The organism is Paraburkholderia franconis (genome assembly GCF_009362735.1).
Lineage (GTDB): Bacteria > Pseudomonadota > Gammaproteobacteria > Burkholderiales > Burkholderiaceae > Paraburkholderia > Paraburkholderia franconis.
In genome coordinates, this window is the sequence record NZ_WHNP01000128.1 from 1 (window position 1) to 12,206 (window position 12,206).

A 12,206-nucleotide genomic window follows, 5' to 3' on the forward strand; every position below is an offset into this window, starting at 1 on the left:
GTACCACCGCGCGTTGTCCATGCAAGGTCTTGACGTTCTCGAATCGCTCCAGCAGCGCCGACAGCTCCGCTTCGATTGCCTGCTGAATCACTTGCCGCGCTCCGTGTCGCACCAATTCGTCCAGGCCCAGACCGACTTCCGATAGACCGACAACTGCTTTTTCCGTAAACTTGCTCATGGTGGATGGTTTGTTGTTTGCTGGTTTCCGACTTCGACAATCAGATTCTCAGCTGAAACCTCCACCGCCTTCAATCTCCCGCCTCAACTCCCCCGTACACCAGTTCCGACTTTAGCTCCTGTTGTCTCTGCACGACGGTCAGACGTGCAGGGCTGCGCGCGCAATCGCCGAGCACCGGCTCGCCGACGTGCGCCAGCGCATGCTGGATTTGTCGAGGCTGGAGGCCGCTCTGGCGACTCTGGTGCAGCGCTGTTCGACGTCAAAAGGAAAGATGTCGTGCCCGCTCATCGACACACTCATGGATGGGGTGAGTTGACCCAGTAAACACATTGGTCCTGGCGAGCCGGCTCAGCACGCGCCTCCGCCGACCGCGACACGTGAGGTGCAATCTTTTCGTCCTTCATACGTCCAACTATAAGGCTGCACTTCTCTCGGGGTAGAACGCAATGCTCAACATGATTCGCAGATTTCTGCTCGCGTCGAGCCTGCTACTCGCTGTCGTTAGCGCTTTCGCCGGCGAACAGGCGTTCAACCAGGCACAGTTCGACAGGCTGAACGCTGACGGGAAGCCAGGCATCGTCTACTTCCATGCGACCTGGTGCCCCACCTGTAAGGTCCAGCAGCCCATTGTGGACCGTCTGGCAGCGAGCCCGGAAATGAAAGATGTGACCATTTTCCTGGCTGACTACGACAAGGAAGTCGCCCTGAAGCGGGCATTGAAAGTGACCCAGCAGTCGACCTTCGTTGTCTTCAAGGGCGGCCACGAGGTCGCGCGCTCAACGGGGCAGACGCGCGAGCAGGACATCAGAAACACGTTTGCGAAAGCTTTGTGATGAATTTCACTGCGGGAACGTACGCGCTCGGGTTCCTCGCAGGAGCCCTGACGACGCTGTCACCGTGCGTGCTCGCCCTCATTCCCGTACTCGTTGCGTCGGCATTGGCAGTACACCGGCTTGCGGTTGTCGCACTCGCCGCTGGATTGGGTGCGTCCTTCTCGGTCATCGGCATTTTTGTTGCGACAGTTGGTGTGTCGTTGGGGCTGGATAACGACGTGTTCCGTCGCGTGGCGGCCGTGTTGATGATTTTCTTTGGGCTCGCGATGTTTTCCCGCCGGCTGCAGGTCGCTTTCAATCGCGCGGCCGCCGGGATAGGCGGTCCCAGCCAGCGCTGGCTGAGCAGGGTAAAAGGCGACACCCTGTCTGGCCAGTTCGCAGTCGGACTGCTCCTGGGAGCCGTCTGGAGTCCCTGCGTCGGCCCGACACTGGGTGCCGCAACCACGCTCGCCGCTCAGGGCCGGAATCTCGGCAAAATCGCGTTGCTGATGGGCATATTCGGCATCGGAGCGGGCCTTCCGCTGGCGATACTCGGCTTCCTTTCGCGGGCCTCGATATCGCGACTTCGAGGTCGACTGCGCTCTGCGGAAGCCGCCGGGAAAGCGGTTCTCGGGATGGTGTTCATCGCCTTCGGCGTGCTCGCGCTCACCGGGTTGGACAAGACACTGGAGGCAACGCTGCTGTCTGCAAGTCCAGCGTGGTTGACGGCCTTCACAACGTCGCTTTAGGGTACGCCCTGCACCGAAAGAATCAGTCAATTGCACCGCGAGTTTGGGCAAGTCCGAAGTCCCGGTATCTGCAGCGACGAGCCGCAGTATGTGTCGCGGCATGCACGCCGTGCGCTCTGGCGTCAGTTCGTCAACACCTGTCGCCCTGCGACTCCAGAGCAAACGCTACGGCCTCCTCGAACAACTGGTCGAGCGAACCAAATGCTGGGCTCGTTTCCGCAAAGACCACCCAGTGTCGTAACTGATACCTGAACAACCTGATCGAGCAGGACCATCGCCATATCAAATCCAGAACGAATGTGATGCTCGGCTTCAAACGGTTCAGAAGCGCCGTGGCGACGATTTCAGGCATCGGGTTGACGCATCGCATTCGTAAGGGCCAGTTCGATCTCGCGAAGCTCGGCCTTAAGGATGCCGTTGCGCCCGTCGTATGGAATACGGTCCTCCGCGTTCAATAAGGTATCCTTCCTATATGAAGACTTCTCAACCGGCTTACCTATTTGCACCAGAACCAGCCAACTGCGCGTTCGCCGGTTCAAGCTCCTCAGTGCTCAATTCGCCTGCTTCGCCGGCTTGAGGGGCGGTCCGCAACGATCTGTCGAGAAGGTCCCGCGGCACCGCCTGTTCTTGCCTCTCGCAAGCAACCCGGGCTGGTTCCTCGGGAAGCTCCGTCCTCAGCAGTTCGGCCTGCTCTAATGCACTCAGGGTTCGATAGTAGCGGCCGTCCACCATCGCATAACGGTTGAGGAGATAGACCATAAGCTCGGCCTCCGGCTCGAGCGCCCGCAACAACTCTCTCTGCTCAGAAATCTGGCGGCGCCAGGTTGCGATGAGTGCGGCGTTTGCCTGATGTGTCGCCAATTCGGCTGTGAGGCGCCGGTATGTCGCCAGCGCGTCGGAATGACGCTGATGCACGGTCGATTCCATAGCCCGCATCAGCGCGGTCGTTGCGGCGGTCTCTTGCGTACGGTGAACAGCTGCTTCACTCAAAAGCCTGGGTGCTTCCGGCTCCGTTCGCGCACGCTTTAACAAGCGGGTCATCCAATTCACAACCTATCCCTCGCGACGTTGAGAAGACGATTTAGCACAGTCGACGCCGCTGAAAATCCAGCCGCGGCACGCGGAAGTGGCTCCCGCGATGGCCGGTGACCCATGTCGCACGCTTTCGCGCGAAATCGCGTCGCGGGCTTTGTCCCGGTTATCGTGAGCTTCTCCCAGGCGACCGCCGTTGTTGCGCTATAACGGTGCACCATCCGACATCAAGGTCGACGACCAAGGCTTGATTTGGGCAACCGACGACCGTAACGGGACGTTGCTCGTCACTTCGGACGAAGAGGGTGGGGACACGCCACTCCCTTCGTTTCGAAATGCTCGGACCTATGCTGCGAAAGGCAGCAACCGGGCCAACTCCGGCCGTTGGCTCACGTCTCCGTGCGGACATTCGAACGTCGACTTCAGCCTGCGGATAGCGGATTCTCGCCGCTTAAGCACGCTTCTCGTACCCTCGCTACATTGCGTCGGGTCCGCGTCCGGCCCCGACCGCCCGTCGGCCGCCTCCCAAGCGCCACGGTAGTTGCCCCGAACGCCACCCCCGCCACCGCTCAGTAGGCCGCGCGCAGGGCCTCACTGGCGAGGGCGAGCCGCGACGCGATGACCTTCACCAGAAAGCGATGAAACTGCTGCGCAACTGCGGGGTTGTCTTGCTCGAGAGTGATGAGCTCGGCCAGTGAAAGCCTGCGCACGCGCGTCGGCACCTCCGCGAACGCGTCCGCGCTGCGTGGCTGCTGCGTGTACACGGCCATTTCCCCAACGACCGTGCCCGGGCGGCAAGCGCGCAGCCTCACCGACCGCCCATTTCCGAGCGGCAGCGAAACTGCGACCCGGCCGCGCTCGATGATGTACAGTGCATCGCCCGGCTCTCCGCAAAGAAACAGTGGCTGGCCGGCTAGCAGCTCATGCACTTCGAGCCTGGTGGACAGTGTGTTCAGCGCTCTGGCCGTGAAATGCGGCGCGAGCATCGCGTGGAGGTCGTCACAGTGCTTCGGCGCGAGCGCGCGTGACGCGAGCAATGTGTCTTCGACCCATTCCAGGCCCGCATCGAGCGTGTCGAATTCACGAATCCGCAGATTGAGCGTGCCGGTTTTAGTCAGCAGATCGCGCGAGCGCGGCGGCAGCGCGGTCAAGATCAAGTCCGCGTCCGTCGCCGCGCAGAGTTGCCGCAGCTTCACGAAGCTGTTCGATACCGACGCGTCTATGCCTTGAGTCGACGCGAAGTCGAGCACGACGAAGCGCACGGACGCCGGATCGCGCGCGGCGAGCCGCTCGCGTATGCGCTGGAGGATCGAATTGGCCGTGCCGAAGAAGAGAAATCCTTGCAGGCACGTTCCGCACACCTGTGTGCCGAGCCCGCGCAGCGATTCTGTCTCCTCGATGTTGCGCTCGACATTCGATGTCCGGGTGCGGAGGTCGAACTCCATGCGTATGCAACTGACCCGGCCGTACAGCAGCGTGAACATCACGCACGCGGCGACGACGCCTGCGACCACGCCGATGATCACGCCCCAGGCCGCGATCGTGCCGAGAATGACGAGCACGAGCAGGTACTCGTACCAATTGAGCTTCGCCCAAGCGCCGACAACCCACTGCTCGAGCAGGCGCAGTCCCATGAAAAGCTGGAGGCCGACAAGCACCGGCACGGGAAAGAGCGCGACGAGACCGGGCGATGCGGCAAGCGCGACGAGGCACGCGAGCGACGCGAACACGCCCGCCATCCGACTCGTCGCGCCAACGCGCGCGTTGAGCATCGAGCGATTGAACGACTGATAGCCGATCATTCCGCCCAAAAGCCCGCTCGCGAGATTGGCGAGGCCCGCGGCCCGCATCTCGCGATTGAGATCGACCTCCTCGCCCGTCGCCGCGCCAATCGCCGTCGAATTCATCAGGATTGTGACAGCCGAGGCCGACGTGACCACGAGACTTTCCGGAAGGTGTGCGGTAATCGCCGACCAGTCGATGCCGCCCTGCGCGAGCTGCGCGGTCAGGTGCAGCTCCGGAAGCACCGCGAGCCGCAGCGCCCCGCGCGGCAGCAGCAGCCCCATGCCGCGCGCTTCGTCGATCGACAGCCCCGCGGCGCGCAGCAGGACATAGAAGAGGACGATCCCGAAGGCCAGCGTGAGCGGCAGCGCCGCGACGTGCTTCCAGGTGCGCATCAGGATGGTCGCCAGCACGCCTACGACGAGCGCGGGAAGCCACGCGAGCCAGTGAAGATGCGTCAACAGCACGAGCGTCCGCCATTGCGGGGACTCGCCCGTCATCACGCGGAACGCACCGGCGAGGAGCAGATAACCGGTGCCGGCGAGGAATCCGCCGAGGACCGGGTAAGGCAGGAACTGCAGCGAGCGGCCGCGCCTGGACGAACCGATCGCGTAGAGCACGATGCCGGTCACGAGCGAACAGAGCGCGATAGCGATCAGCACGGTCAGGAGGAGGGTCTGCGGGGAGCCGCCGTCCGCGCGCACGCTGCTCGCGACGCCTGCCGCCACACCCGCGAGAAACGCCGCCGCATTGCTGTCGGGGCCGCCGATGTTCAGGCGCATCGAGCTCGTCAAAGAAATCACGAGCGCCGTGACGACACAACTGACGAGCGCGGTGGGCACGCCGAGCATTGCGTAGCGGGCGAGATCGGCGCTGAAGATCATCGTGCCGAGGCTCATCGCGTAACACAGCATGACGAGCGACGATATCGCCCCGGCCGCCAGATCGCCGGGCAGCTCCGCGACGCGCGAGCGCGGCGGGACGTCGGAGACGGAAACGGTCTTGCCCGGCTTCACGTGAATTCCAGGTGAAATGCGAAGGCGCGATGGGGAACCAGTATAGAGCCAGTATAGAGTCCGTATCCGTCCCCGATCGAAATCCTGTCAAACGCCATACGCGGGCTATGCGCGGTCCATGGCTCACGCCTACACTGGGTTCATCGGCACGATCCCCGACAGGCTTGGTGCCGTTCGCATCGGCAACCGGAGCGCGCTTTTCGTCTGCGCTTTGAGCCCAAGGGAAGGAAGCGGACCCGGGCGGCAGAACGGCGCGCCGCCCGGCATTGGATGCAGGCGGCGAACATGAATATTGAGCAATGGCTGCACGTCCTGGGTCTTGAGCAATACGCGCAAGCGTTCGCGGCAAACGATATCGATCTGTCGCTGCTCGCGCAACTGACCGAAGTGGACCTGAAGGAGCTCGGCGTGCAGTCGCTCGGCCACCGCAAACGCATTCTCGCCGCAGCCGCGCGAGACTCGGCGCCAGCGGCCCCGCCGGCGACGTTCGCCGTGGACACCACTGCCGACGAACGCAGGCAGGTCACGATCCTCTTTGCCGATCTCTGCGGCTTCACGGCGCTGTCGCGCACGCTCGATCCGGAGGAACTGCGCGCGCTGATCGGCCGCTTCACGGCGCTCGTCGACGGCATCGTGCTTGCCTATGGTGGCACGACCGACAGGCACATCGGCGATGCGGTGATGGCGCTGTTCGGCGCTCCCCGCGCGCACGAAACGGACACGCTGCGCGCGGCCCGCGCGGCGCTCGACATCCATGACGCGCTGACGCAGCTGAGCGCGCAGGCGGCGCGGACATTGCAGGCGCATATCGGCATCGCGAGCGGCGAGGTGGTCGCGGGCGCGCTCGGCTGCGTCGACGCGCGGGACTACACCGTGACCGGTAATCCGGTGAACCTGGCCGCACGGCTCCAGGTCGCGGCAGCGGCCGGTGAGACCTGGCTTTCCGATGACGTGGCGCGCGCGCTCGGCGACGCCGCCGTCTGCGACGCGAACGGTGAGCAGTGCTTCAAGGGCATCGACACGCCGGTGCGGACATGGCGGCTGCGCGCCATCGCGAGCGAATCGGCGAAGGCGAGCCAGAGCCTCTTCGTCGGACGCCAGGCCGAGCTCGAGCAGTTTCACGGTATCGTCCACGCATGCGTCGCGAGGCGGGCCGGCCACGTCGTCCATGTGCGCGGCGAAGCGGGCATCGGCAAGACGCGTCTCGTCGACGAGATGCGCCGCTACGTGCAGTCGCAGGGCTTCGCGATCCATCGGGGCCTCGTGCTCGATTTCGGCGTGGGCAAGGGGCAGGACCCCGTGCACGCGATCGTCGGCAGCCTGCTCGGCCTGCCGGCCGGCGCATCGAGCGAGGCGCGGCAGGCTGCGGCCGCGCGTCTCGCCGCAGAGGGCGTCGTCGAGGCCGAGCAGCACGCCTTTCTCCACGACCTCCTCGATCTGCCGCTCGCGGGCGAATGGCGAGCCCTCTACGACGCGATGGACCACGGCGCGCGCAAGCGCGGCAAGCAGGCGCTCGCCGCGAGACTGACCGACGCCGTGTGCAGCCAGGCGGCGACGCTCATCATCGTCGAAGACCTGCATTGGGCTGACCCCGAAGTCCTCGGCTATCTCTCGGCCTTCGCCTCGGGCATCGCGAACGGCCCGGGCCTCCTCGTGACGACCTCGCGCGTGGAAGGTGATCCGATCGATGCGACGTGGCGCGCGCGCTGCCGGGACACTCCGTTCACGACAATCGATCTCGGGCCGCTGCGAACTGACGAGGCCCTGAGCCTCGCGGGCAACTTCATCGACGCGACACAGCGTGTCGCGCTCGCCTGCATCGAGCGCGCGGGCGGCAACCCGCTGTTCCTCGAGCAGCTATTGCGCAACGCCGAGGAAGGCAGCGGCAGCGGCAGCGCCGTGCCCAGCTCGATCCGGAGCCTCGTGCTCGCGCGGATGGACCGGCTCGCGCCGCGCGACCGCCTGGCCTTCCAGGCGGCCGCCGTGATCGGTCAACGTTTCGACATCGCGTTGCTTCGGCGGCTCATCGACGATCCCGGCTACGTCTGCGACGGCCTACTCGCTAATGCGCTCGTGCTGCCGGAGGGCGAGGACTTCCTGTTCGCCCATGCACTGATTCAGGAGAGCGCATATTCGACGCTGCTGCGCGCGCGCCGGCGCGAACTGCACCGGCGCGCGGCCGACTGGTTCGCGCACGGCGACCCCACGCTGCACGCCCAGCATCTCGACCGCGCCGAGGACGAACGCGCGCCGCAGGCCTACCTGGCCGCCGCGGGCGCGCAGTACACGGCCCACCTGGTCGAGGCCGCGCTGCGCCTTGCCGAGCGGGGCCTCGAGATCGCGCAGACAGACGCGGACCACCACGCCCTAAGCTGTTGCAAGGGCGAGCTCCAGCGCGACCTCGGCGACATCGCGGGATCGACCGCCACTTATCGCGCGGCGCTGGCGGTCGCCCCCGACGACGCCAGTCTGTGCCGCTGCCAGCTCGGGCTTGCGGAAGGCCTGCGCGTGAGCGAAGGTCTCGACGAAGCGCTAGACCTGCTCGCGGCCGCGCAGCGGATCGCGGAGCGCGACGACCGGTTGGCCGAGCTCGCGAGCCTTCACTATCTGCGCGGCAACATCCTTTTTCCGCTCGGGAAGATCGATGCCTGCAGCGCGGAACACGAACGCGGGCTCGCCTATGCGCGACGCCTCGGCTCGCCGGAGGCAGAGGCCCGCGCGCTCGGCGGCCTCGCCGATGCCGCATACGCGCAGGGGCGGATGCGGACCGCGTTCCGCCATTTCAGCGATTGCGTGGCGTTGAGCCGCCAGCATGGGTTCAGCCGCATCGAAGTCGCCAATCGTCCGATGCAGGGCTTCAGCCGCATCTATCTGAACGATGCGCGGCAAGCGCGCGAAGACGCCGTTGCCGCCACGCGCGCCGCCGAGTTGATCGGGCAGCCGCGCGCGCAATTGCTGGGCGAGACGCTCGGCGTGTTCGCCTGCTACGAGCTAGGCGATGTGCAGGCCGCGCGGGTCCATCTGGAGCATGAAATGCAGGTGATCCGGCAGTTGGGCGCGCGCCGGTTCGAAGCGCAGAACCTGGAAATGCAGGGACGTGTATGGCTGGACGACGGATGCCGCGGCGAAGCGGTGAAAGCGCTTTACGAGGCGCTCGCGATCTCGCGCGAAGTGGGCACGCAGTTCTGCGCGCCGAAGGTCCTGGGCGCCCTCTCCCGCGCGGTCGACGACAACGACGAGCGTGCGCGGCTTCTGGCGGAAGGCGAGGACCTCTTGCGCCTCGGCGCAGTCGGCCACAACCACCTCTGGTTCTACCGCGACGCCATCGAAGCGATGTTGTCGACCCCCGATCCCGCCGGCGTGCTGCGCTACGTGGCGGCACTAGAGTACTACACGCGGCGCGAACCGCTGCCTTGGGCCGAGCTGTTCGCGGCGCGCGGTCGCGCACTCGCGCTTACCCTGCAGGAGCCCGCGGACGAAGCCGTGCGATGCGAGCTTGGGCGCGTGCGAACCGTGCTGCTGCAGGCTGGCTTTCGGCACTACCTGGCCGCAGTCGATGCAGCGCTCGCCGCTTGAGGCGAGCGTCACACCAGCGCCGCGTGTCTATCCGGGCGCTGTCACGTTGAGTTGTTCGCGACGCAATGACGGAGAGGGAGCCCGTGCTCTCAGAAAGCGGACGAACCTTGGGTGAGCTCAGTGAAGTGACGCCAAGCGACAAAGCGCGCGGCGAGCTGGTTGCGATAAAGGGAAGCGCGTAGCAAATGTCTCTTCAGCGCGAAGTGCTGCCGGATCGGGCCGAAGCTCGACTGGAACGCCTGGGTGTGTTGAGGGGATCTGGTGCAAATAGGTGGCGTGCCCGCGATGCCTCTTATAGATATGGATACCTTATCGATTGAAAAGGACAGCATTCCAGACAGAGGAAGCAGTGATGTCCGCAAGCGCGAGAGCGGTGAGGTCGAATTGCCCTTTGCGAATGCAATGCATCAACTCGATGCCCGAAATCGTGGCCGCGGCAGTTCTGAATCGTTTGAACCCAAGCATCACGTTCGTTCTGGACTTGATGTGACGATGGTCCTGTTCGACCAGATTATTGAGGTACTTCGAGGAGCGCACCTTCGTGTCCCCGGGAAGCAGGACATCATTTTTCAGCTCACGCACGGCCCGGTGCGACGCGGCACACCCATCGAGCGTGACCGTCTCCGGTGGCCGTCCCTGATGTTTGATTGCGTTGTTGAAAAAGGCTTTTGCCGCAGCCACATCGCGCTTTGCCCTGAGCATGCAGTCTACCGTCTTGCCGCCCCGATCCACCGCCCGATATAGATAAACCCATTTACCCCGGATCTTCAGATACGTCTCGTCAACCCGCCACGACCGTCCCGCAGGCGTGGCGAAACGATTCCAGCGCTTGACGAACTCGGGCGTATAGCGTCGCACCCAACGCAGGGTCGTCGTGTGAGCAAGCGACAACCCTCGCTCGGCCATCATCTCGACGAGATCGCGCAGGCTGAGTTTGTAGCGCAGATACCAGCGCACACAAAGAATGATCACGTCGCAGTCAAAGTGACGACCCGCAAACAGGCTGTCCAGATTCCTCAGTTTGCTCATCGCGGGCTCTCAAATTGGTCAGCCCGCCACTCTAACCGATTCGTTGATCGCTATTTGCACCACAGCCCGCGAGAATACCGAGGGCGAGTACTCGTCGGTGGGCGGCACGATGTTCGAAGGCACCGAGCGCAAATTCGTGATGCAGCAGTCGATCTTCACGCGCAAGGGCTCCGAGCGCGTGCTGAAGTTCGCCTTCGATCTCGCGCAGCGCCGCGCCGCGCGAAGAAGATAACGGTGGCCACGAAGACCAATGGCATCTCGATCAGCATGCCGTGGTGGGACGCGCGCGCCGCCGAAATGGCTGCGCGTTATCCCGACGTCGCGTGGGACAAGCAGCACATCGATATCCTGTGCGCGCGCTTCGTGCTGAACCCCGACCGCTTCGACGTGGTGGTCGCGACCAATCTGTTCGGCGACATCCTCTCCGACCTTGGCCCGGCCTGCACGGACACGATCGGCATTGCGCCGTCGGCCAACATGAACCCCGACCGCGTGTTCCCGTCGCTGTGCGAACCCGTGCACGGCTCCGCGCCCGATATCGCGGGCAAGGGGTATCGCCAATCCGGTCGCGATGATCTGGTCGGCGGCGATGATGCTCGACTTTCTCGGCAACGGCCAGGGCAAGGAACGCGAGGCGCACGACGCGATTCTCGCCGCCATCGAAGGCGTGCTGAAGGACGGCCCGCATACGGGCGACCTGGGCGGCACGGCCAACACCGCTGAGATGGGCGCCGCGGTCGCGCACCGACTCGCGTGATGCACGCTGCGTCGCCGCTTGAACTGATACGCAAAGGAGTCTTCTGATGACAAAGCGATACGAATTGAGCGAACTGATCCGCAGCGACAGTTTCATCGACGGCAAATGGGTGGCGGCGTCGGGCGGCAAACGCTTCGACGTCACCGATCCGGCGACGGGGAAAGTCATCGCGCAGGTCGCCGACAGCACCGCCGCCGACGCGCGCGTCGCCACCGATGCCGCCGCGCGCGCCTTCCCCGCGTGGCGCGATATGCTGCCGAAGGATCGCGCGGCCGTGCTGCATCGCTGGCATGCGCTGATGGTCGAGAACGCCGATGCGCTTGGCCGCCTGATCTCGCTCGAACAGGGCAAGCCGTTCGCGGAAGGACGCGGCGAAGTGATGTACGGCGCCTCGTACGTCGCGTGGTTCGCGGACGAAGCGACGCGCATCTACGGCGACATCATTCCGCAGCAGCAGCGCGGCAAGCGCATGAGCGCGATCAAGGAGCCCGTCGGCATCGTCGCCGCGATCACGCCGTGGAATTTTCCGCTCGCGATGATCGCGCGCAAGATCGCGCCCACGCTCGCGGCGGGCTGCACGGTCGTCGGCAAGCCCGCCGAAGACACGCCCCTCACCGCGCTCGCGCTGGTCATGCTCGCGCATGAAGCGGGCGTGCCGGCGGGCGCGCTGAACCTGATCTCGGCCTCGCGCGAAAACGCGGTGCCCGCCGTCGCCGACTGGCTCGCCGATAGCCGCGTGCGCAAGATCACGGGCACTGTCACGTTGTCGTGTTGATGACCCAATAGCTGATAGAAGGCACCGCTCGCTCAGAAACCGGACGGATTTTGGGTGAGGCCAGTGAAGCGATGCCACGCGGCAAAGCGTGTGGCGAGCTGTTTGCGATAGAGTGATGCGCGCAGTAAAGGTCGCTTGAGCGCGAAGTGCTGGCGAATCGGTCCGAAGCTCGACAGAAATGCTTGCGCGCGATCAGAATCGTGGAAGCCACGCATTCGGCGCTCGCGTTCACGCGTAGGTTGATGGCTATTTTCGGCACGGTTGTTCACCCGTGCACTGCCCTTGACGAAGGCGTGTTTGACGTTTGCCAATTCTGGAATTCCGGCCTTCGCGGCCGGATAACTGCGCAACTGATCGGTGACAATCCTTCGTGGCGCCTCGGGACAGGCGGCCAGCACGCGTTTGAAGAAGCGCTTTGCTGCAGCCTTATCGCGACGTTTCTGCAGCAGGATGTCGAGTTCGGCACCATGCTGGTCGACCGCCCGCCAGAGCAGGTAAGG

Annotated in this window: 7 protein-coding genes and 5 pseudogenes; 6 read left to right on the forward strand and 6 right to left on the reverse strand. The window is 64.6% G+C overall.

Features of this window, described 5'->3' with window-relative positions; all coding sequences use genetic code 11:
* Positions 1-178: pseudogene (locus GCT13_RS44935) on the reverse strand (IS256 family transposase); the annotation flags it as partial.
* A gap of 446 nt (positions 179-624) precedes the next feature.
* Between GCT13_RS44935 and GCT13_RS44945 the strand changes: the two are divergent.
* The 3 genes and pseudogenes from GCT13_RS44945 to GCT13_RS44955 all read left to right on the forward strand — a co-directional run.
* Positions 625-1,011 carry a thioredoxin family protein gene (locus GCT13_RS44945; protein WP_152768128.1) on the forward strand — a complete coding sequence of 129 codons (387 nt, stop codon included), beginning with the start codon at positions 625-627 and terminating at the stop codon, positions 1,009-1,011.
* Positions 1,011-1,739: a cytochrome c biogenesis CcdA family protein gene (locus tag GCT13_RS44950; RefSeq protein WP_152768129.1), complete on the forward strand. Its 729-nt coding sequence runs from the start codon at positions 1,011-1,013 to the stop codon at positions 1,737-1,739. The genes GCT13_RS44945 and GCT13_RS44950 overlap by 1 nt, the downstream gene beginning before the upstream one ends.
* Before the next feature lie 245 nt (positions 1,740-1,984).
* Positions 1,985-2,197, forward strand: a pseudogene (locus GCT13_RS44955) (DDE-type integrase/transposase/recombinase); the annotation flags it as partial.
* A gap of 34 nt (positions 2,198-2,231) precedes the next feature.
* Here the strand turns inward: GCT13_RS44955 and GCT13_RS44960 are convergent.
* Both GCT13_RS44960 and GCT13_RS44965 read right to left on the reverse strand, forming a co-directional pair.
* The gene (locus GCT13_RS44960) at positions 2,232-2,666 is read right to left on the reverse strand and encodes a hypothetical protein (RefSeq protein WP_152768130.1); all 435 of its coding nucleotides are present in this window, start codon (positions 2,664-2,666) and stop codon (positions 2,232-2,234) included.
* Between the two features lie 674 nt (positions 2,667-3,340).
* Entirely contained in the window at positions 3,341-5,569 is a 2,229-nt protein-coding gene (locus GCT13_RS44965) for an SLC26A/SulP transporter family protein (protein WP_321575036.1), read from the reverse strand.
* A 285-nt stretch (positions 5,570-5,854) separates the two neighbouring features.
* Here GCT13_RS44965 and GCT13_RS44970 point away from each other — a divergent pair, with 285 nt between their 5' ends.
* Positions 5,855-9,145, forward strand: coding sequence for an adenylate/guanylate cyclase domain-containing protein (locus tag GCT13_RS44970; RefSeq protein ID WP_152768131.1), 3,291 nt, complete (start codon positions 5,855-5,857; stop codon positions 9,143-9,145).
* Between the two features lie 89 nt (positions 9,146-9,234).
* Here GCT13_RS44970 and GCT13_RS44975 read toward each other — a convergent pair.
* Both GCT13_RS44975 and GCT13_RS44980 read right to left on the reverse strand, forming a co-directional pair.
* A pseudogene (locus GCT13_RS44975) lies at positions 9,235-9,405 on the reverse strand (IS6 family transposase); the annotation flags it as partial.
* Between the two features lie 49 nt (positions 9,406-9,454).
* A complete protein-coding gene (locus GCT13_RS44980) occupies positions 9,455-10,174 on the reverse strand; it encodes an IS6 family transposase (protein ID WP_152768132.1) in 720 nt (239 codons plus the stop codon).
* A gap of 67 nt (positions 10,175-10,241) precedes the next feature.
* Here GCT13_RS44980 and GCT13_RS44985 point away from each other — a divergent pair.
* Both GCT13_RS44985 and GCT13_RS44990 read left to right on the forward strand, forming a co-directional pair.
* Positions 10,242-10,931 (forward strand): annotated as a pseudogene (locus tag GCT13_RS44985) (isocitrate/isopropylmalate dehydrogenase family protein); the annotation flags it as partial.
* Between the two features lie 46 nt (positions 10,932-10,977).
* Positions 10,978-11,688 (forward strand): annotated as a pseudogene (locus GCT13_RS44990) (aldehyde dehydrogenase family protein); the annotation flags it as partial.
* 50 nt (positions 11,689-11,738) lie between these two features.
* Here GCT13_RS44990 and GCT13_RS44995 read toward each other — a convergent pair.
* Positions 11,739-12,206, reverse strand: a 468-nt coding sequence (locus GCT13_RS44995; protein ID WP_152768133.1) for a DDE-type integrase/transposase/recombinase, incomplete at its 5' end; no start/stop codon positions are given.

Coding starts and splice junctions, on each gene's coding strand:
- GCT13_RS44970 (WP_152768131.1), top strand. CDS start 5,855: ATGAATATTGAGCAATGGCTGCACGTCCTGGGTCTTGAGCAATACGCG.
- GCT13_RS44945 (WP_152768128.1), top strand. CDS start 625: ATGCTCAACATGATTCGCAGATTTCTGCTCGCGTCGAGCCTGCTACTC.
- GCT13_RS44950 (WP_152768129.1), top strand. CDS start 1,011: ATGAATTTCACTGCGGGAACGTACGCGCTCGGGTTCCTCGCAGGAGCC.
- GCT13_RS44960 (WP_152768130.1), bottom strand. CDS start 2,666: ATGGAATCGACCGTGCATCAGCGTCATTCCGACGCGCTGGCGACATAC.
- GCT13_RS44980 (WP_152768132.1), bottom strand. CDS start 10,174: ATGAGCAAACTGAGGAATCTGGACAGCCTGTTTGCGGGTCGTCACTTT.